This window comes from Enterobacter sp. CFEC122, from assembly GCF_052983755.1.
In genome coordinates this window covers 25923-44875 of sequence record NZ_JBRIQR010000005.1, presented here as the reverse complement: position 1 = coordinate 44875, position 18953 = coordinate 25923, and the positions used below count along the sequence as shown (strand labels likewise).

At 56.8% G+C, this 18953-nt stretch carries 20 protein-coding genes; 12 read left to right on the top strand and 8 right to left on the bottom strand.

Annotated elements, in window-relative coordinates:
* Positions 1–7: 7 nt before the first annotated feature.
* Positions 8–1972 carry a peptidase U32 family protein gene (locus tag ACVCAM_RS05405; protein WP_025911165.1) on the top strand — a complete coding sequence of 655 codons (1965 nt, stop codon included), beginning with the start codon at positions 8–10 and terminating at the stop codon, positions 1970–1972.
* Here the strand turns inward: ACVCAM_RS05405 and ACVCAM_RS05400 are convergent, their stop codons facing one another.
* From ACVCAM_RS05400 to ftrA, 3 genes are all read right to left on the bottom strand, one after another.
* Positions 1973–2203 (bottom strand): DUF2554 family protein, encoded by a 231-nt coding sequence (locus ACVCAM_RS05400; RefSeq protein WP_008502251.1) that lies wholly within the window; start codon positions 2201–2203, stop codon positions 1973–1975.
* 323 nt (positions 2204–2526) lie between these two features.
* A complete protein-coding gene (locus ACVCAM_RS05395; protein ID WP_407223343.1) occupies positions 2527–3063 on the bottom strand; it encodes a dihydrofolate reductase family protein in 537 nt (178 codons plus the stop codon).
* A 40-nt stretch (positions 3064–3103) separates the two neighbouring features.
* Positions 3104–4111 (bottom strand): transcriptional regulator FtrA, encoded by a 1008-nt coding sequence (gene ftrA, locus ACVCAM_RS05390; protein ID WP_126307149.1) that lies wholly within the window; start codon positions 4109–4111, stop codon positions 3104–3106.
* A 73-nt stretch (positions 4112–4184) separates the two neighbouring features.
* On the opposite strand from ftrA, the gene ACVCAM_RS05385 reads away from it, so the two are divergent.
* From ACVCAM_RS05385 to zinT, 8 genes are all read left to right on the top strand, one after another.
* Positions 4185–4598, top strand: coding sequence for a rhodanese-like domain-containing protein (locus ACVCAM_RS05385; protein WP_008502248.1), 414 nt, complete (start codon positions 4185–4187; stop codon positions 4596–4598).
* A gap of 156 nt (positions 4599–4754) precedes the next feature.
* Positions 4755–5858 (top strand): cobalamin-independent methionine synthase II family protein, encoded by a 1104-nt coding sequence (locus ACVCAM_RS05380; protein WP_095442199.1) that lies wholly within the window; start codon positions 4755–4757, stop codon positions 5856–5858.
* Between the two features lie 200 nt (positions 5859–6058).
* Positions 6059–7330, top strand: a complete 1272-nt coding sequence (gene urtA, locus ACVCAM_RS05375) for an urea ABC transporter substrate-binding protein (RefSeq protein WP_008502246.1) — start codon at positions 6059–6061, stop codon at positions 7328–7330.
* Between the two features lie 24 nt (positions 7331–7354).
* Positions 7355–8929, top strand: a complete 1575-nt coding sequence (urtB, locus tag ACVCAM_RS05370; RefSeq protein ID WP_023327456.1) for an urea ABC transporter permease subunit UrtB — start codon at positions 7355–7357, stop codon at positions 8927–8929.
* Positions 8929–10002 carry an urea ABC transporter permease subunit UrtC gene (gene urtC / locus ACVCAM_RS05365; protein WP_023327457.1) on the top strand — a complete coding sequence of 358 codons (1074 nt, stop codon included), beginning with the start codon at positions 8929–8931 and terminating at the stop codon, positions 10000–10002. Before urtB ends, urtC begins: the two co-directional genes overlap by 1 nt.
* Positions 10002–10799 carry an urea ABC transporter ATP-binding protein UrtD gene (gene urtD, locus ACVCAM_RS05360; RefSeq protein ID WP_031275252.1) on the top strand — a complete coding sequence of 266 codons (798 nt, stop codon included), beginning with the start codon at positions 10002–10004 and terminating at the stop codon, positions 10797–10799. Before urtC ends, urtD begins: the two co-directional genes overlap by 1 nt.
* Positions 10800–10808: 9 nt before the next feature.
* A complete protein-coding gene (urtE, locus tag ACVCAM_RS05355; protein ID WP_008502242.1) occupies positions 10809–11507 on the top strand; it encodes an urea ABC transporter ATP-binding subunit UrtE in 699 nt (232 codons plus the stop codon).
* A gap of 52 nt (positions 11508–11559) precedes the next feature.
* Positions 11560–12201, top strand: coding sequence for a metal-binding protein ZinT (gene zinT, locus ACVCAM_RS05350; protein WP_023344133.1), 642 nt, complete (start codon positions 11560–11562; stop codon positions 12199–12201).
* A gap of 49 nt (positions 12202–12250) precedes the next feature.
* On the opposite strand, the gene ydeE is transcribed toward zinT, so the two are convergent.
* A complete protein-coding gene (gene ydeE, locus ACVCAM_RS05345) occupies positions 12251–13444 on the bottom strand; it encodes an efflux MFS transporter YdeE (protein WP_023292430.1) in 1194 nt (397 codons plus the stop codon).
* Positions 13445–13638: 194 nt separating this feature from the next.
* On the opposite strand from ydeE, the gene eamA reads away from it, so the two are divergent.
* On the top strand, positions 13639–14544 hold the full coding sequence (gene eamA, locus ACVCAM_RS05340) for an O-acetylserine/cysteine exporter (protein WP_407223344.1): 906 nt from the start codon (positions 13639–13641) through the stop codon (positions 14542–14544).
* 32 nt (positions 14545–14576) lie between these two features.
* Here the strand turns inward: eamA and marB are convergent, their stop codons facing one another.
* Genes marB through marR form a run of 3 tightly spaced genes read right to left on the bottom strand, consistent with a single transcriptional unit; the run spans position 14577 to position 15665 of the window.
* Complete coding sequence (gene marB, locus ACVCAM_RS05335) at positions 14577–14795, bottom strand: multiple antibiotic resistance protein MarB (RefSeq protein WP_407223345.1); 219 nt, start codon at positions 14793–14795, stop codon at positions 14577–14579.
* A gap of 33 nt (positions 14796–14828) precedes the next feature.
* Positions 14829–15209: an MDR efflux pump AcrAB transcriptional activator MarA gene (gene marA / locus ACVCAM_RS05330; protein ID WP_008502237.1), complete on the bottom strand. Its 381-nt coding sequence runs from the start codon at positions 15207–15209 to the stop codon at positions 14829–14831.
* 21 nt (positions 15210–15230) lie between these two features.
* Positions 15231–15665 (bottom strand): multiple antibiotic resistance transcriptional regulator MarR, encoded by a 435-nt coding sequence (gene marR / locus ACVCAM_RS05325; RefSeq protein WP_008502236.1) that lies wholly within the window; start codon positions 15663–15665, stop codon positions 15231–15233.
* A 255-nt stretch (positions 15666–15920) separates the two neighbouring features.
* Between marR and ACVCAM_RS05320 the strand changes: the two genes are divergently transcribed.
* Both ACVCAM_RS05320 and ACVCAM_RS05315 read left to right on the top strand, forming a co-directional pair.
* Positions 15921–16586: a MarC family NAAT transporter gene (locus ACVCAM_RS05320; protein ID WP_008502235.1), complete on the top strand. Its 666-nt coding sequence runs from the start codon at positions 15921–15923 to the stop codon at positions 16584–16586.
* A 178-nt stretch (positions 16587–16764) separates the two neighbouring features.
* Entirely contained in the window at positions 16765–17607 is an 843-nt protein-coding gene (locus tag ACVCAM_RS05315) for a lysozyme inhibitor LprI family protein (protein WP_008503532.1), read from the top strand.
* A gap of 79 nt (positions 17608–17686) precedes the next feature.
* On the opposite strand, the gene ACVCAM_RS05310 is transcribed toward ACVCAM_RS05315, so the two are convergent.
* Positions 17687–18883: a sugar transporter gene (locus ACVCAM_RS05310; protein ID WP_045354025.1), complete on the bottom strand. Its 1197-nt coding sequence runs from the start codon at positions 18881–18883 to the stop codon at positions 17687–17689.
* Positions 18884–18953 lie beyond the last annotated feature (70 nt).

The window sequence follows — 18953 nt, the reverse complement described above, 5'->3', positions numbered from 1 at the left end:
ACGAAGTATGCGCCTGCAATCCCATCATCTTGAACTTTTAAGCCCGGCCCGTGACGCCGCCATTGCCCGTGAAGCGATCCTTCATGGCGCAGATGCCGTCTACATTGGCGGCCCGGGCTTCGGTGCCCGCCATAACGCCAGCAACAGCCTGAGCGATATTGCTGAGCTGGTGCCGTTCGCCCACCGTTTCGGGGCGAAGGTGTTCGTCACCCTGAACACCATTCTTCATGATGATGAGCTGGAGCCTGCGCAACGTCTGATTACCGATCTCTATCAGGCCGGGGTGGATGCCCTGATCGTTCAGGATATGGGCGTGCTGGAGCTGGATATTCCGCCCATTGAGCTGCACGCCAGTACCCAGTGTGATATCCGCACGGTAGAGAAGGCGAAGTTCCTCTCCGACGTCGGCTTTTCGCAGATCGTTCTGGCGCGCGAGCTGAACCTGAATCAAATCCGCGATATTCACCAGGCGACAGACGCGACGATTGAATTCTTCATCCACGGCGCGCTGTGCGTGGCCTATTCCGGCCAGTGCAACATTTCCCACGCGCAGACGGGCCGCAGCGCCAACCGCGGCGACTGCTCTCAGGCCTGCCGTCTGCCGTATACCCTGAAAGACGACCAGGGCCGCGTGGTGGCATTTGAAAAACACCTGCTCTCGATGAAGGATAACGACCAGACCGCCAACCTGGGCGCGCTGATCGACGCGGGCGTGCGTTCCTTCAAGATTGAAGGGCGCTATAAAGATATGAGCTACGTGAAGAATATCACCGCGCACTATCGCCAGATGCTGGACGCCATCATCGAAGATCGCGGTGACCTGGCGCGCGCGTCGGCCGGTCGTACCGAGCATTTCTTTATTCCGTCGACGGACAAAACGTTCCACCGCGGCAGCACGGACTATTTCGTGAACGCCCGTAAAGGGGATATCGGCGCGTTTGACTCACCGAAGTTTATCGGTTTGCCGGTGGGTGAAGTGCTGAAAGTGGCGAAAGATCACCTTGATGTTGCGGTGACGGAGCCGCTGGCGAACGGCGATGGCCTTAACGTGATGATTAAGCGTGAGGTCGTGGGCTTCCGCGCCAACACGGTGGAGAAAACCGGTGAGAACCGCTACCGCGTATGGCCGAATGAAATGCCGGCCGATCTCTACAAGGCGCGGCCGAACGCGGCGCTTAACCGTAACCTCGATCATAACTGGCAGCAGGCGCTGCTGAAAACCTCCAGCGAGCGTCGTATCGCGGTGGATATTGAACTGGGCGGCTGGGAAGAGCAGCTGATTCTGACCATGACCTGTGAAGACGGCATCAGCGTAACGCATACGCTTGATGGCCTGTTCGAGGTGGCAAACAACGCAGAGAAAGCGCGCAACAGCCTGAAGGATGGCGTCGCAAAGCTGGGGCAGACGATTTACTACGCCCGCAACGTTGAGGTCAACCTGCCGGATGCCCTGTTTGTGCCGAACAGTTTGCTCAACCAGTTCCGCCGTGAAACCGCCGAGATGCTGGATGACGCGCGCCTGGCGAACTACCCGCGCGCTAGCCGTAAAGCGGAAACCGTTCCTGCGCCCGTCTACCCGGATACGCATTTATCCTTCCTCGCCAACGTCTACAACCATAAAGCGCGTGAATTCTATCATCGCCACGGCGTGCAGCTGATCGACGCGGCTTATGAGGCGCATGAGGAGAAGGGCGATGTGCCGGTGATGATCACCAAACACTGCCTTCGTTTCGCGTTTAACCTGTGTCCTAAGCAGGCGAAAGGCAACATCAAGAGCTGGAAGGCCACGCCTATGCAGCTCGTAAACGGTGACGAAGTGCTGACCCTCAAATTTGACTGCCGTCCGTGCGAAATGCATGTGATTGGCAAGATGAAAAACCACATCTTCAAAATGCCGCAGCCCGGCAGTATTGTGGCGTCCGTCAGCCCGGACGATCTGATGAAAACCCTGCCAAAACGCAAGGGCAGCTAACTACCGAACGTGCGTGTCCGGTTTGCGCGATTTCTGCCACAGGTGGTGTTCGCGCAAACCCTCCGCCGACTCCTCCGCCGCGCTTCGCAATTCATCGCTATCGGCTTCATGACGCAGCTGATGATCCACATTCTTTACCCACAGATATTCATGTCCTTTGTGCCCGGCCATAAGCTGGCCTGAAAAGAGGGCACAGATAAGCATCACGAGAGATAAACCTTTTTTAACCATGAGGTCGCCGCCGAATAACGTTGCGGCTTAATGATGCCGATTATTTATTATGGTTATTATTCAAAAGTTCAAATTAGCGCAAAGGGAATGTCAAAGAGTATGATTTCGGGCGCGCTGCATCTCATCAGAGAACATTACCAGTGCGGGTTAAAAAGGCTGTTTAACCTTCGTTAAGACAACGAGTGTTAGGTTGTATGGGATCCGCAGCCCGGCCATGGAGTGTCGGGACGTAGAGACCAAAATACAAATCTATCCATGCAAGCATTTACCGCCAATTTTTGGCGGTTTTTTTTGCGCATAACGTAGCGGTGTTGGCCGTGGGGTTATGGCGTCACCCGATAGTGCGACTGCACCAGACCCGAGGGGAAGCAGCGGCTGGAGACCAGCGTCAAATCGATATCCCCGGGAAGGGCGCCAAACAGCGATTTTCCCGAACCGAGCAGGACAGGAACGGTTGTGATCACCATATCGGCCACCAGTCCTTCTCGCAGGAACGACTGTATGACTTGCCCACCATCGAGATAGACGCGACGGGCGTTCTGCCTCGCCAGATCGTCGAGCACCTCCTTTGGCGTGCGGCCGGAAAACTGTACTTTGCCCCTCAGCGCGTCGGGTACGGGCGTGTCGGCCAGCTGTCGGGAGAGCACCAGTACGGGCCGGTCATAAGGCCATGTCTCAAAGGTCCGCACCTTCTCATAGCTCCCCCGGCCCATCACGATCCAGTCTTTGTCCGCGATGAAAGCCGTGTAGCCATGATCCTCATTCGGGTCATCGCGCTGCAGCAGCCAGTCGATATCTTCATTGTGTCGGGCGATGTAGCCATCAAGACTGGTTGCGATAAAAACGTGTGTGGTGACCATCAGGTTCTCCGTATTCCAGCGAAACCAAAAGACTGCCGCCTCAGCGGGCAGTACCGGCATGAGAAAATTGTTTACGGTACTGGGCCGGGGAAATCGCGAACTGCTGGCGAAAATGATGACGCAGCGTCGATGCCTGACCAAACCCGGTCTGTTCCGCGATGCTGTCGATGCTTAAACGACTGCTTTCCAGATAATCTTTCGCCCGCAGCAGGCGCTCATTGAGTAACCAGCGGGCAGGCGTCGTTCCCGTTGCCGCTTCGAAGCGACGCAGAAACGTGCGCTGACTCATACCGACACGACGCGCCAGCGAGTCGACGCTGTGCGGCTCGGTAAGATGCGTGTGCAGAAAATCAAACAGCTGACCGAGGCGCTGGCTTTCCCGCAGCTGCGCCACCGGGCGGCTCAGCTGTTGCGGCTGAGATCCATCCCGGTGAGGGGGAATGACAAGCCGCCTCGCCACGCTGTTGGCGGTTTCCATCCCGAAATCCCGACGCACGACGTGCAGACAGAGATCGATCCCCGCCGCGCTGCCTGCGGAAGTCAGGATCTCGCCTTCGTCCTGGTAGAGCACATCCTCGACCACGTCGATGTCAGGGTAGCGGGCTTTAAGCGTCTCAATGTAGCGCCAGTGCGTCGTGGCTTTGCGTCCGTTGAGCAGACCGGAGGCGGCCAGCACAAATACGCCCGAGCAGATGGAGAGTAGCTGACAGCCCCGCGCGCTGGCCTGACGTAATGCGTTGCAGAGCGCGTCCGGGACCGGCGAGTCCAGCCCCCGCCAGCCCGGCACCACGATCAGATCGGCAGACGCAAGCAGGGAGAGATCGCCATCGGTAATGATGCGGATCCCGCCTGTCGCCCGAAGCTCACCGTTATCAACGCTTGCCACGGCAAAACGATACCAGTCGTCGCCCAGCTCGGGGCGCGGCAGGCCGAAGATTTCCACCGCCACGCCAAACTCAAAGGTACACAGACCGTCATACGCCAGCACCACCACCTTCGGGCGGGCAATCTGTCTTAACGTTGTCATCTTTTTGCTGTTTTCTGGCATAAGCGAGCGCATTCATGAGCTGAATTTGTGGATAGAGTAGTGTTAACACAAACGCCAAAGATGAGGAAGGATCATGAGCTATGTTACTGAATTTCCGGCTGCCGAACCGCAGGAAGCCGTTACCCATTTTCTGCGTCGCCTGAGCGTCGAAACCGACTGCGCCGATGTGCATCATGCCATCACGCATAATGAGCAGGACTTTGTTTTGCTGCACGTGGTGGGGAGCCCGGAGCAGTTTGCCCGTCGCCATGTGCCGGGCGCTCTGCATATGCCGTGGAGCCAGATGACCGCTGAGCGCATGGCCCAATGGCCTGAAGGGACGCTGTTTGTCGTCTACTGCGCCGGGCCGCACTGTAACGGCGCGGACAGAGCCGCGCTGAAGCTGGCCCGTCTCGGGCTGCCGGTCAAAATCATGCTCGGTGGGATCACCGGCTGGGAAGATGAACGCTACGCGTTTGCCAGCGAGGCGTCCGTCGCCGCGCTGTGAAGATGAATTTTTTTCAACACCCGTGAAATTTTCTCGTTTGCCGGCACCGATGAGGTATGACATTGTTTTTGGACATTTAGACATCCAGAAGTCTAAAGCTTCAAATGATGAATTATCACTGCGGGCAATTATTGCCGGCAGACTGAGGAGATTTCCATGCAACGACACCACGCCCCGTTCCGCGCCGACGTAGTCGGCAGTTTTTTACGCCCGGATGCTATCAAGCAGGCTCGCCTGAAATTTGCCAGCGGTGAGATTGATGCCAGGCAGCTTCGCGCGGTGGAGGACGAGGCCATTCGCCACGTCGTCGAGCAGCAGTGTGCGTGCGGCCTGCATGTGGTGACCGACGGTGAGTTTCGCCGTGCCTGGTGGCACTTCGACTTCTTCGACGGTCTTCAGGGCGTTGAGCGTTACGATTCCCAGCAGGGCATCCAGTTTAACGGCGTGCAAACCAAAGCCCACGGTGTGCGCGTCACCGGCAAGCTGGGCTTTGGCGAGCACCCGATGCTGGACGATTTCCGCTATCTGAAAAGCATCAGCGGTAACGCCCAGCCAAAAATGACCATTCCGAGCCCAAGCGTGCTGCACTTCCGCGGCGGTCGCAAAGACATTGATGCGACCGTTTATCCGGACCTTGACGTCTATTTCGATGACCTGGCGACCACGTGGCGTGATGCCATCCGGGCCTTCTACGACGCGGGCTGCCGTTATCTGCAGCTGGATGACACCGTCTGGGCCTATCTCTGTTCGGACGACCAGCGCCGTCAGATCCGCGAGCGCGGCGACGACGCCGATGAGCTGGCGCGCATCTATGCCCGCGTGCTGAACAAGGCGCTGGAGGGCAAGCCGGACGATCTGACCATCGGACTGCACGTCTGTCGCGGCAATTTCCGTTCCACCTGGATTTCCGAAGGCGGCTACGAGCCGGTAGCGGAAGTGCTGTTCGGAACGGTCAACGTTGACGCCTTCTTCCTCGAATATGATAACGACCGCAGCGGGGATTTCGCGCCCCTGCGCTTTGTTCGCCCGGGCAAACAGCAGGTGGTGTTGGGTCTTATCACTACAAAAAACGGCGAGCTGGAGAATCCGGAGGGAATTAAAGCCCGTCTTGAGGAGGCGGCGAAATACGTGGCGAAAGAGCAGATTTGCCTTAGCCCGCAGTGTGGTTTTGCCTCGACCGAAGAGGGCAACAGCCTGAGCGAAGCCCAGCAGTGGGACAAAGTCCGGCTGGTCACGCAGATCGCCAGCGAAGTCTGGTAACCCCGTTATACGGCGCTGCATTATAAAAGTGCAGCGCTGTACCATTCTGAGTCGTTCTCTTTACATCCGGCGTTCCCCTCCCAGAAATAGCGCTATCTCCATTCTGGCACTCTTTTTGCTCCTGCTTCGCTGACACTTTTTTTCCGCGTCCACGCCGTACCGGACGTTTTCGCACAGCGTTCTTTTTCAGGAGTGAAAATATGCAGCGTCGTACCTTATTAAAAGCTTTTGCGTTATCCGCGTCCGTCGTGGCGATGGGGATGAGTTTTGGCGCGCAGGCGGCCGATACCATCAAGGTGGGGATCATGCATTCGCTGTCCGGCACCATGGCCATCTCCGAAACCCCGCTGAAAGACGTCGCGCTGATGACCATCGATGAGATCAACGCCAAAGGCGGCGTGCTGGGCAAGAAACTGGAGCCGGTGGTGGTGGATCCGGCCTCAAACTGGCCGCTGTTTGCCGAGAAGGCCCGTCAGCTGCTGAGCCAGGATAAAGTGGCGGTGGTATTCGGCTGCTGGACGTCGGTGTCGCGCAAATCCGTACTGCCGGTTTTCGAGGAGCTGAACGGCCTGCTGTTCTATCCGGTGCAGTATGAGGGCGAGGAAATGTCGCCAAACGTCTTCTATACCGGCGCGGCGCCGAACCAGCAGGCCATCCCGGCGGTGGAATACCTGATGAGCGAAGACGGCGGCGCGGCGAAGCGCTTCTTCCTGCTGGGCACCGATTACGTTTACCCGCGCACCACCAATAAGATCCTGCGCGCGTTCCTGCATTCGAAAGGGGTGGAGGATAAGGACATCGAAGAGGTTTATACCCCGTTTGGCCATAGCGACTACCAGACCATCGTCGCCAACATCAAAAAATTCTCCGCGGGCGGCAAAACTGCCGTGGTGTCGACCATCAACGGCGACTCCAATGTGCCGTTCTACAAAGAGCTGGCTAACCAGGGGCTGAAGGCGACGGACGTGCCGGTGGTGGCGTTCTCCGTGGGTGAAGAAGAGCTGCGCGGGATCGACACCAAACCGCTGGTGGGTAACCTGGCAGCCTGGAACTACTTTGAGTCCGTGGATAACCCGACTAACCAGGCGTTTGTAGCGGATTACAAAGCCTATGCGAAGGCGCACAAGCTGCCGAACGCCGATACCGTCGTAACTAACGATCCGATGGAAGCCACCTACGTAGGTATTCACATGTGGGCGCAGGCGGTGGAAAAAGCGGGCACTACCGATGTGGACAAAGTGCGTGCGGCGATGGCCGGTCAGTCCTTTAAGGCGCCGTCAGGCTTTACGCTCACCATGGATGCCACCAACCATCATCTGCACAAGCCGGTCATGATCGGTGAAATTGAAGGCAACGGTCAGTTTAACGTGGTGTGGCAGACCGAACAGCCGGTACGCGCCCAGCCGTGGAGCCCGTTCATCGCCGGGAATGATAAAAAACCCGACCAGCCGATGAAAACCGCCAGCAACTAAGCCATTACCGCAGGGAGAAACGTCATGAACGCCATGCGCCTGTTCATCGCTCTTGTATGGCTTTCCGGACTGCTGCCAGGGATGGTGCAGGCATCGGATGCCGATCGTTTTGTTGCCGCCAGCCGCAGCCAGCAGGCGGATTTGTTGACGCAGTGGGCCGCCGCGCCGGATGCGTCAAGACTGCCGCTCCTTGAGGCGCTGCAAAAGGAAAATCTCTACGTCGATACGCAAAAGCACGCCTTTGCACAACGCGATGGCAACGTCATCCCGCTAGGGGACAGTCAGACGGCAGAGGGCCCAACCAAAGCCGTGCGCCTGACGAATCGGCTGCGCGTGCTGGCAGCAACCGCCATCGCCACGCATCAGCTGGTGAGTGACAGTGTCACCGAAAGGCGGGCGGCGGCGCGTCAGCTGCAGCGCGATGCCCAGCCCGGGATGCTCGCTTTTCTGGAAAAGCGTGTGAACGATGAGACGGACGCCGTGACACGTCAGGCGCTGCTGCTCGCGGTCGCGAATCTCCAGCTGGCCAGCCCGCAGCCGGAAGTGCGCCGCAAGGCCGTCGAATTGTTAGGCCAGTCAGACGATCCGGACGTGCAGTCCAGGCTCACCCCGTTTACCCAGCCACAGACGGAGCCGGATAGCGCGGTGCGCGCGGCCGCAGAAGAGAGTCTTAGCCAGATCCAGCACCGCCTGATGTGGGGCGATTTGCTGGGCCAGGCTTTTATGGGGCTGTCCCTTGGGTCGGTACTGCTGCTGGCCGCGCTGGGGCTGGCTATCACCTACGGCCTGCTGGGCGTGATTAACATGGCCCACGGCGAGATGCTGATGCTGGGGGCATATGCCACCTGGATGGTGCAGCAGGCGATGGCCGGGCTTGCGCCCCAGTGGCTGGCACTCTATCCCGTTATCGCCTTGCCGGTCGCGTTCTGCCTGACGGCGGGCATTGGAATGGTGCTGGAGCGCACGGTGATCCGTCATCTGTACGGTCGTCCGCTGGAAACGCTGCTGGCGACGTGGGGCATCAGCCTGATGCTTATCCAGCTGGTGCGCATGACCTTTGGCGCCCAGAACCTCGAGGTGGCGAACCCGGCATGGCTCTCCGGCGGGGTGCAGGTTTTTGCCAACCTGACGCTGCCGTGGAACCGCATCGTGGTGCTGGGCTTCGTACTGCTGGTGCTGTTCTTCACCTGGCTCATTCTGAACAAAACCCGTCTGGGGCTTAACGTGCGGGCGGTGACGCAAAACCGCAGCATGGCCGCCTGCTGCGGGGTACCGACAGGGCGCGTCGATATGCTGGCGTTTGGGCTTGGCTCCGGGATTGCGGGGTTAGGCGGCGTGGCGCTATCGCAGCTCGGTAACGTCGGGCCTGAGCTGGGCCAGGGCTATATCATCGACTCCTTCCTTGTGGTGGTGCTCGGAGGCGTAGGCCAGCTGGCAGGCAGCGTGGCCGCGGCGTTTGGGCTGGGGATCTTTAATAAAATCCTTGAACCCCAGATGGGGGCGGTACTGGGCAAGATCGTGATTCTGGTGGCGATCGTGCTGTTTATTCAGAAACGCCCGCAGGGGCTGTTTGCGCTGAAAGGGAGGGTGATTGACTGATGAGCCAGCCGCTGACCTTAACGCTGGCGCGCAAAGCGCCACGCACCACGCAGATAGCGGGCAGCCTGCTGGTGGTGTGTTTGCTGATACTGCCGTTTTTCGCCTTACTGCCTGCGACGCATCCGCTGGCGCTGTCGACCTGGATGCTGACGCTGATTGGCAAGATCCTCTGCTATGCCATCGTGGCGGTGGCGCTGGATCTGGTGTGGGGCTACGCCGGCATGCTGTCCCTTGGGCACGGCCTCTTCTTCGCCCTGGGCGGCTATGCGATGGGCATGTACCTGATGCGCCAGGCGGCAGGTGACGGTCTGCCCGCGTTTATGTCGTTTCTCTCCTGGAGCGAGCTGCCCTGGTTCTGGTGGGGCACCCAGCACTTTGCCTGGGCGCTGGTGCTGATTGTGCTGGTGCCGGGCCTGCTGGCGCTGGTGTTTGGCTGGTTTGCCTTCCGCTCGAAGATCAAAGGGGTCTATTTCTCGATTATGACCCAGGCGCTGACCTATGCCGGGATGCTGCTGTTCTTTCGCAACGAAACCGGGTTTGGCGGCAATAACGGCTTTACCGGTTTTACCACGCTGCTCGGGTTTTCGGTAACGGAAACGACCACCCGCATCGCGCTGTTCCTGGCGACCGTGCTGTTGCTGCTTCTGGCCCTGGGCACCGGGTTTGCGCTGGCGAAGAGCAAGTTTGGCCGCATCCTTACCGCCGTGCGCGACGCCGAAAACCGCCTGACCTTTTGCGGCTACGATCCGCGCGGGTTCAAGCTGCTGGTGTGGACGCTTTCTGCCGTGCTGTGCGGTCTGGCGGGGGCGCTGTACGTCCCACAGGTCGGCATTATTAACCCCGGTGAAATGTCGCCGACGAACTCGATAGAGGCCGCCATCTGGGTGGCGCTGGGCGGGCGCGGCACGCTGGTGGGGCCGGTGATTGGCGCGGCGCTGGTGAACGGGGCGAAAAGTTTCTTCACCGTCGCGATGCCGGAGTACTGGCAGCTGTTTCTGGGGCTGATTTTTATCGCCGTCACGCTGTTCTTGCCGCGCGGTGTCTACGGTCTGTTGCGTAAGGGAGAGAAATAATGCAGCCAACGGAAGGATTATTTACCCGCCAGCTGCCCGGCGATCGCTACCGGGACCAGACTGACCCTGTACTTCAGCTTGAATCCATTAACGTCAATTTTGATGGTTTTCAGGCCCTGACCGATCTCTCGCTGAATATCGGCGTGGGCGAGCTGCGCTGCGTGATTGGCCCCAACGGGGCGGGTAAAACCACGCTGATGGACGTCATCACCGGCAAAACGCGGCCAAAGAGCGGCAGGGCGATTTACGATCAGTCCATCGACCTGACCGCGCTGGAGCCTGCGGCCATCGCCCGCCAGGGCATCGGGCGTAAATTCCAGAAGCCCACGGTTTTTGAAGCGCTGACGGTGTGGGAAAACCTTGAGATCGCGATGAAAACCGATAAGTCCGTCTGGGCGAGCCTGCGGGCAAAACTCAACGGCGAGCAGCGTGACCGCATTGACGAGATGCTGGTTTTGCTGCGCCTTAGCGCGGAGCGCGACCGACGGGCCGGGCTGCTTTCCCACGGACAGAAACAGTTCCTGGAGATCGGCATGCTGCTGGTGCAGGACCCGCATCTGCTGCTGCTGGATGAACCCGCCGCCGGAATGACCGACGCGGAAACGGAATACACCGCAGAGCTGTTCAAAACGCTGGCGGGCAAACACTCCCTGATGGTGGTGGAGCACGATATGGGCTTTGTTGAAACGATTGCCGACCATGTGACCGTGCTGCATCAGGGGCGGGTGCTGGCGGAAGGGTCGCTTCGCGACGTGCAGGCCAACGAGCAGGTGATTGAGGTCTATCTGGGACGTTAAGGAGAGGGAATGCTACAGGTCAACGAACTGAATCAGTATTACGGCGGAAGCCATATCCTGCGCGGCGTGAGCTTTGAGGCCATCACCGGCGAAGTCACCTGTCTGCTGGGGCGCAACGGCGTGGGGAAAACCACGCTGCTGAAGTGTCTGATGGGGCTGATCCCGGCGAAAACCGGGGAGGTCATCTGGCAGGGGAAAACGATTACCCACAGCAAACCGCACCAGCGGGTGCAGTCTGGCGTGGCGTATGTCCCGCAGGGACGCGAGATTTTTCCGCGCCTGACCGTGGAGGAGAATCTCCTGCTGGGGCTATCGCGGTTTTCCGCCCGCGAGGCGAAGCAGGTGCCGGAGGAGATCTGGCAGCTGTTCCCGGTGCTCAAAGAGATGAAGCACCGTCGCGGGGGCGATCTCTCGGGTGGTCAGCAGCAGCAGCTGGCGATTGGTCGCGCGCTGGCGAGTCGTCCGCGGCTGCTTATCCTGGATGAACCGACCGAAGGCATACAGCCTTCCGTTATTAAAGAGATCGGCCACGTGATCCGCACCCTGGCAAACAGAGGCGACATGGCGATCCTGCTTGTTGAGCAGTTTTACGACTTTGCCGCCGAGCTGGCCGACAGCTATCTGCTGATGTCGCGCGGCACGATTATTCAGCGCGGGCGGGGTGAAAATATGGAGCAGGAGGGCGTTCGCGGGCTGGTTGCGATCTGAAATGTTATAATATAACATCTTTATTCTTATAAAACGGAATGAGGGCGTTACTTTGGCTGCACATATTGGGAAATTTGCCATGACTCTGGGGGCGCTGCTGGTCAGCGGCCAGCTGTTTGCTCACTCGCACGGTCACCAGATGACCGAAGCAGAACAGAAAGCGGCGAACGGCGTGTTTGAGGATAAAGACGTGAAGGACAGAGCGCTGTCTGACTGGGACGGCACCTGGCAGTCGGTCTATCCGTTCCTGCTCGATGGTTCGCTGGATCCGGTCTTTAAGCAGAAAGCGCAGAAGGATAAAAGCAAATCCTTTGATGAGGTGAAAGCCTACTACCGCACGGGTTATGCGACGGACGTGGATGCCATCGGTATCGAAAATAACGTGATGGAGTTCCATCAGGGGAAAACGGTCAGCCGCTGCCAGTATGATTACAGCGGCTACAAAATTCTGACCTACGCGTCAGGCAAGAAAGGCGTGCGCTATCTCTTTGAGTGCAAGGACGCCAGCAGCAAGGCGCCGAAGTTCGTCCAGTTCAGCGACCATACCATCGGCCCGAAGGCCTCTTCGCACTTCCATATTTTCATGGGCAATACCTCCCACGAGGCGCTGCTGAAAGAGATGGATAACTGGCCGACCTATTATCCGAACGAGATGTATAAAGAGCAGGTGGTGGAGGAGATGTTGCACCACTAGGTTTTTGCTTTTGCCGGGTGGCGGCTTCGCCTTGCCCGGCCTACATTTGCTACGCCGCTTTGGGTGACTCGCACCATGCCTTCACGCTCATCCCGCGCAAAATCATCAGCCACGCCACAATAATCGCGGCCATCATAATCACAAACAGCGACCAGTGCGGCAGGTTGGTCAGGATGATACCGGTGATCATCGGGTTTGCCGCCGCGCCGAGCCAGCCCAGCGCCTGCGCGGAGAAATAGCTCGCCTTCATTCCCGGTGGCGCAATGTTGTCAATCAGCATGTATTCACCCGGGGCATAGATAATCTCACCCAGCGTAAAGATGGCGGCAGCGATACCCCAGTAAACCAGGTTTTCCCCGGAGAGCATAAAGCCGCCCAGCCCCACGATAAAAAACAGGGTGGCGAGGGACATCAGCGGGCGGATATTGCTGGCTGAGATCTTACGGCCCAGCGCATATTGCAGCGTTACCACCACGGCGGCGTTGACGGGCAGCACCACGGCGACCACCTTTTCGGCGAAATCACTGTCCGCATGCGCGGCCAGAACGTATTGCGAAATACAGCTCGCGAACGACCCGCCCACGTACGACGCCAGCAGGCCAGAGAGCGTGTACCAGAACAGCGCGCGGTCTTTCAGCAAGACCGACGGCTGCCACGGCGTCTTCTCCTCGGCGGTATCTAACGCCACGCTTTTCTGCACAAAGAAGTGGATAAAGCCCAGCGGCAGGGCGGCACAGAAGGCTGCCAGCCAGAACGGCAGCTGCAGGCTGTACATCACCAGCAGGGTGCCAATCGGCGGGCCGACCGTCCAGCCAATGTTCAGGAAGCTGTAGTTCAGCGAAAAGACCCGCGCCTTCTGGCTGGAGGTGAGGACGTCGGAGAACCAGGCTTTCAGCACCGTCGAAAAGACGGAGTAGGCGCAGTTGATCAGCGCAAAGAACAGCACCACCAGCGTGACGTTATTGACCAGCGGGATCGCCACAAATCCGGCGATAAAGGCTACGATGGCGATCAGCATGTAGCGTTTTTTATCAAACTTATCGGCCAGAATGCCAAATCCCAGGCTGAACACCACGCCAATGGTCAGCGCCACGGTCAGGGCATAACCAATATTCTCGACGCTCATGCTGTAGACGCGCGTGAGATAGATGGTCATGAACGGCAGCGTTGCCCCTCTACCGATGGTTAACAACAATGACGATGCCAGCAGCGCTGCGGTTGAGCGCCTGAGAGATGGTTTCATATTCCTGCCCGACAGTTGCTTATGCTTTTATTCGATGTGTGTTAACAGGATTACCATGACATAAGGGGCTTGTATAGCACCCGATTTATCCCTAAGTGCTTCAGCTGCCTGCCAGAAATAATGATCTTCTCGTGACGCACTTTTTTCTGTTACCTTGAAGTGTTAACAAATTATTAATAATTCAGGGGCGGGATATGACGCGGAAAGACGGGCTGCTGGCATTGCTGGTGGTCGTAGTATGGGGGCTCAATTTTGTGGTCATTAAGCTGGGGCTGCACAACATGCCGCCGCTGATGCTGGCCGGCTTACGTTTTATGCTGGTCGCTTTCCCGGCCATCTTCTTTGTGGCGCGTCCAAAGATCCCCTTTAAACTGCTGCTGGGCTACGGTCTGACCATCAGCTTTGGCCAGTTCGCGTTTCTCTTTTGCGCCATCAAGTTCGGTATGCCGGCGGGTCTGGCCTCGCTGGTGTTACAGGCGCAGGCGTTCTTTACCATTATTCTCGGGGCGTTTGTGTTTGGCGAGCGCCTGCAGGGCAAACAGCTGGCGGGGATCACGCTGGCGGTGTTTGGCGTACTGGTGCTGATCGAGGCCAGCCTGAACGGACAGCACGTGGCGCTGCTCGGGTTTATGTTGACGCTGGCGGCGGGGCTGAGCTGGGCCTGCGGAAATATCTTCAACAAGCTGATCATGCAGCACGAGGCGCGCCCGGCGGTGATGTCGCTGGTGGTGTGGAGCGCACTGATCCCGGTTATCCCGTTTCTGCTGGCGTCGAGTATTCTGGACGGTCCGGCGGTGATGCTGAACAGTCTGGTCGACATCGATATGACCACGATCCTGTCTCTCGTCTATCTGGCCTTTGTCGCCACCATTGTGGGCTACGGGATCTGGGGATCGCTGCTGGGGCGTTATGAGACCTGGCGCGTCGCGCCGTTATCTCTGCTGGTGCCGGTGGTAGGGCTTGCCAGTGCGGCGATGTTGCTGGATGAAACGCTGAGCGCGCTGCAGCTGTTGGGTGCCGTGCTGATCATGGCCGGGCTGTACATTAACGTGTTTGGTCTGCGGGTTCGTCGGACGACGCGGGTAAGCGAAAAGGCATAAAAAAAGCCCCGCGTCTGCGGGGCAAAAACGAATCAGAAGCCGTGCTGATTATAATAAGGCACGCCTAATTCGTCGGATTTGTCGCTACCAGCACCCATGTGGTTGAAATCATAGGGCGACTGGTCATGTGCGGACGGCAAAATCATCGTATCAGGATTATTTTGCTGCGTTGCACGAGGGGTTTGCTCCGCGAAGGTCTGGCTGGAGAACAGCTCCAGCGAGGCGAGGGCGGCGGAGGCGATAACTTTCATGATTTCCTCGGTTACGTCTGTGACAGGCGATGATTAACTACAGTGTTTTAACGGATACAGGTATCGGGATTCGCCCGGCACGCTGGTGATTCGGTACTTATGAGGCGGCACGTCAAAATAGTTCTTGAACGTACGCGTCAGGGTTTGCTGCGATTCAAATCCGTAACGCTCCGCCAGATAAAGGATCGGCTCATTGCTTTCTTTCAGTTTCTGGGCAATCTCCGTCAGCTTGCGGCTGCGAATATATTGACCTAATGAATGGCCGGTCTCTTTTTTGAACATCCGTTGCAGGTGCCATTTGGAGTAACCTGAACGCTCTGACACTTTTTCAAGGGAGAGCGGCGATTCCAGGTTATCCTCGATCCAGTCCAAAATGCTATGAATGGTGATAGCGTCAGTATTGCGTCTGGACATCGTCATACCTCTTTTTTCTGTTTACGGCAGGATTTTCTTCAGCAAAAGCTCAAGGGTTGCCACTTCATCTGCCGTTAAGTTTTTTGTTAGTTCCTGATGCAGTGTTTGTCCTACTAATTGATGACATTGCTCGCACATGGCCGCGCCATCGCTGGTCAGCTTCACCAGTACGCCGCGTTTGTCATTCGGGTTAGGGCTTCGTTCTATCCATCCTTTGCAGACGAGACGATCGAGCATGCGGGTTAACGCACCCAGATCGACAGAGAGCACCTTTTTCAGCTCAACCGGCGTGATACACACTTCGCAGCGAATGGAACACAGCACTTTGAACTGTGTTGCGGTGATATCCAGCGGTGACAGATAGTCATTGAGCAGGCGATCTTTTTTCTGATTGACCATATGAATAAGACGACCCAGCGGAACAACGTCGTTAAAGATATCACTGGTGCTTTTCACAATGGTTGCCCTGGCAAGTAATTAGTCACGGCAGATATTATTGCTCAGGCAAGTATGAGTCAACTGAATGAATCAGCCGATGCCACGAATTGCTAAAACGTTTCATGAACTTTTTTTAAGGTGTTTCAAATCATAGGGATAACTTCCTGTGATCTTTTCAGAAGGAAAATAATCGTTACGTTGCGCCCATGGCTGAATGTCACACTTTCCCCCTATAATTGCTGTGTTAAATATGGATAAGGACGACAACGCACTATGTTGGATTTGATTAAAGCAATCAGCCTCGGGCTGGTGGTCTTGCTGCCGTTGGCTAACCCGTTAACGACGGTGGCGCTTTTCCTCGGGCTGGCAGGGAATATGAACAGCGCCGAGCGCAATCATCAGTCGATGATGGCCTCGGTGTATGTGTTTGCCATCATGATGGTGGCTTACTACGCCGGGCAACTGGTGATGAATACCTTCGGGATTTCCATCCCTGGCCTGCGTATCGCCGGGGGGCTGATCGTGGCCTTTATTGGTTTCCGCATGTTATTCCCGGCGCAAAAAGCGCATGAGTCGCCGGAAGCGACCAGCAAATCGGAAGAACTGGAAACCGAACCGAGCGCGAATATCGCCTTCGTGCCGATTGCCATGCCGAGCACGGCGGGGCCGGGGACCATCGCGATGATCATCAGCTCCGCGTCGACGGTGCGTGACAGCGCAACCTTCCCGGACTGGGTGCTGACGGTGGCACCGCCGCTGATTTTTGCGATTATCGGGATTATCGTGTGGGCATCGCTGCGCAGCTCCGGCGCCATCATGCGCTGGGTAGGCAAGGGCGGTATCGAGGCGATTTCCCGTCTGATGGGCTTCTTACTGGTCTGTATGGGCGTGCAGTTTATTATTAACGGCGTGCTGGAGATTATTAAGACCTATCATTAAGTTCATTGCCGGGTGGCGCTGCGCTTACCCGGCATATAAAACATTTATTAGATGAATATAAATCAATTCTGAAAAAATAACTTTTTAATTTAATCTGGGTCAAATAAGCACCACCAAGCTTGTTGCTTGTTAGCTCTTAAAGTAATGTACTGCACTCATTTCACTTAAGGATATTGTCATGCGTGCAAAACACTGTTTTCTCGTACTGAGTACGTTGCTGTTTTCATTTAATGCCACTGCCGGTTTGTTCGATTCTGCGCCCGAATTTAAATGTGGTCGTGAGGATGCCATTGCTGCTATGCAATCTAAAATCAGAGATGATGCGATGAGTAAATTGCAGGAAACGTATCTGGCAACGCCTTCGCAATTTTATGGAAAACCGCTTAAATCTTACCTGGAAAAAGCACAGCAAATAACTATTCAGTTGGAAAATGTCACAACGACACCGTTTGATAAAAATGATTCAAACCGCAGTTGTACCGCTAAGGTGACCCTCACCATGCCAACGGAAATTCTTGGGTTTATTGCATCCTATCCTCAGAAGTTAGGTGGGATAAATCAAGGGGGCGGCAAGGTGCTTAACAATAGTGTTCAATGGGAGAAGTTTGTTTATTTATTATCTCTGGCGGACAATGGCAAAGATATTTCTGCATCCTATGAATATTCTGGTAGGGATTATATTTCTCAGTCGCTGGCCGCTATGACTATGCTGGCAATGAATAAATCCGAACTTGAGAAAGCCGATCTCGATAACAAATTAAACAATGCCATATTTGCCTATTCAGAAAACGATGGTCAGTTAAATAATCTCTGGAAATCGCTTCCAGAGTCTGTCAGAGCCTCTATGAAAAAAGAACAGAATCTCTGGATTAACGAGAAGGCTAAAAGATGCGGGAAGATCAGTGATGCGTCTTCTACTGCCACGCCTGTTGAGACAAGAATCAAGATCTATCAGTGCCAGTCTGAAAGAACCTTTGAAAGATTTATCTATCTGGGTGGAGATGAAGAACGACAGTATTAATGCACATGCTGTGGGTCAATCCGACCTGCTGATCTTGTAGGCCGGGTAAGGCGTAGCCGCCACCCGGCACAAACAAACCTCACCCGTGCTGCCCCTGTTCCTCCAGCGCCACCGGCCACTTACGGAAGATAAGCACGGACCAGATCAGCGCCATCAGCGCCGGAATGGCACCAAGATAGCCAATCGCCGACATCGACACGTGCAGGATGACCTGATTACCCACCAGCGCACCCGCGCCAATCCCCAGATTGAAAATTCCCGAGAACAGCGACATGGCGACGTCCGTCGCATCCGGCGCCAGGGCCAGCACCTTCACCTGCATGCCCAGGCCAATAATCATGATCGCCACGCCCCAGAACAGGCTGAGGATCGCCAGATGGCTTTCACTGCCCGCGGCGGACATCAGCAACAGCAGACAGGCCAGCAGCAGGCCGATAGCGCTGCTCACCAGCGAGGAGGCATGCCGGTTACCCAGCTTGCCGAACAGCACGCTGCCAATAATCCCCGCGCCGCCGAGGATCAGCAGTAAGACGGTGGCAAAGTTGGCGCTAAAGCCTGCTACCACCTGCACAAACGGTTCAATGTAGCTATACGCCGTGTAATGGGCCGTTACCACGATGGCGGTCAGCAGGTAGATGCTCAGCAGCGCAGGGCGACGCATCAGCAGCGGCAGGCTTTTCAGCGAGCCGGAATGCTCGCTCGGCAGCGCGGGCAGCAGCTTAATCAGACACACCAGCGTCACCAGCGCGCCCATGCCGATGGCGAAGAAGGTGGTACGCCAGCCGAAGTATTGCCCCACGATGCGGCCAATCGGCAGGCCCAGCACCATCGCCAGTGCGGTACCGGTAGCAATCAGGCTTAGCGCCTGCGCGCGTTTACCCGCCGGTGCCAGGCGAATCGCCAGCGACGCGGTGATCGACCAGAACACCGCATGGGCAAAGGCGATACCGACGCGGCTGATGACCAGCACCGTAAAATTCCACGCCATAAACGACAGCACGTGGCTCGCGATGAATAAGACAAACAGACCGATCAGCAGCCTGCGCCGCTCTATCTGGCTGGTCAGCAGCATGAACGGCAGGGACATCAGCGCCACCACCCAGGCGTAAATGGTCAACATAATGCCCACCTGCGCCGTTTCCATCTGGAAACTGTCAGCGATGTCAGACAACAGCCCAACCGGCACAAATTCTGTGGTGTTAAAAATAAACGCGGCAATGGCCAGCGTGACCACGCGTAGCCACGCAACCCTGCGGGAAACTGTGTTCGTTGTCATAGGGATGTCGGAGATTCGTTGCTGAAAAGAAGAGGAGACGATCTTAAAACGTTGAATGGCGAAAACTCAA

Excerpts from the sequence above, each read along its gene's own strand:
- ACVCAM_RS05405 (WP_025911165.1), top strand. The coding sequence starts at position 8 with ATGCGCCTGCAATCCCATCATCTTGAACTTTTAAGCCCGGCCCGTGAC.
- ACVCAM_RS05400 (WP_008502251.1), bottom strand. The coding sequence starts at position 2,203 with ATGGTTAAAAAAGGTTTATCTCTCGTGATGCTTATCTGTGCCCTCTTT.
- ACVCAM_RS05395 (WP_407223343.1), bottom strand. The coding sequence starts at position 3,063 with ATGGTCACCACACACGTTTTTATCGCAACCAGTCTTGATGGCTACATC.
- ftrA (WP_126307149.1), bottom strand. The coding sequence starts at position 4,111 with ATGCCAGAAAACAGCAAAAAGATGACAACGTTAAGACAGATTGCCCGC.
- ACVCAM_RS05385 (WP_008502248.1), top strand. The coding sequence starts at position 4,185 with ATGAGCTATGTTACTGAATTTCCGGCTGCCGAACCGCAGGAAGCCGTT.
- ACVCAM_RS05380 (WP_095442199.1), top strand. The coding sequence starts at position 4,755 with ATGCAACGACACCACGCCCCGTTCCGCGCCGACGTAGTCGGCAGTTTT.
- urtA (WP_008502246.1), top strand. The coding sequence starts at position 6,059 with ATGCAGCGTCGTACCTTATTAAAAGCTTTTGCGTTATCCGCGTCCGTC.
- urtB (WP_023327456.1), top strand. The coding sequence starts at position 7,355 with ATGAACGCCATGCGCCTGTTCATCGCTCTTGTATGGCTTTCCGGACTG.
- urtC (WP_023327457.1), top strand. The coding sequence starts at position 8,929 with ATGAGCCAGCCGCTGACCTTAACGCTGGCGCGCAAAGCGCCACGCACC.
- urtD (WP_031275252.1), top strand. The coding sequence starts at position 10,002 with ATGCAGCCAACGGAAGGATTATTTACCCGCCAGCTGCCCGGCGATCGC.
- urtE (WP_008502242.1), top strand. The coding sequence starts at position 10,809 with ATGCTACAGGTCAACGAACTGAATCAGTATTACGGCGGAAGCCATATC.
- ydeE (WP_023292430.1), bottom strand. The coding sequence starts at position 13,444 with ATGAAACCATCTCTCAGGCGCTCAACCGCAGCGCTGCTGGCATCGTCA.
- eamA (WP_407223344.1), top strand. The coding sequence starts at position 13,639 with ATGACGCGGAAAGACGGGCTGCTGGCATTGCTGGTGGTCGTAGTATGG.
- marB (WP_407223345.1), bottom strand. The coding sequence starts at position 14,795 with ATGAAAGTTATCGCCTCCGCCGCCCTCGCCTCGCTGGAGCTGTTCTCC.
- marA (WP_008502237.1), bottom strand. The coding sequence starts at position 15,209 with ATGTCCAGACGCAATACTGACGCTATCACCATTCATAGCATTTTGGAC.
- ACVCAM_RS05320 (WP_008502235.1), top strand. The coding sequence starts at position 15,921 with ATGTTGGATTTGATTAAAGCAATCAGCCTCGGGCTGGTGGTCTTGCTG.
- ACVCAM_RS05315 (WP_008503532.1), top strand. The coding sequence starts at position 16,765 with ATGCGTGCAAAACACTGTTTTCTCGTACTGAGTACGTTGCTGTTTTCA.
- ACVCAM_RS05310 (WP_045354025.1), bottom strand. The coding sequence starts at position 18,883 with ATGACAACGAACACAGTTTCCCGCAGGGTTGCGTGGCTACGCGTGGTC.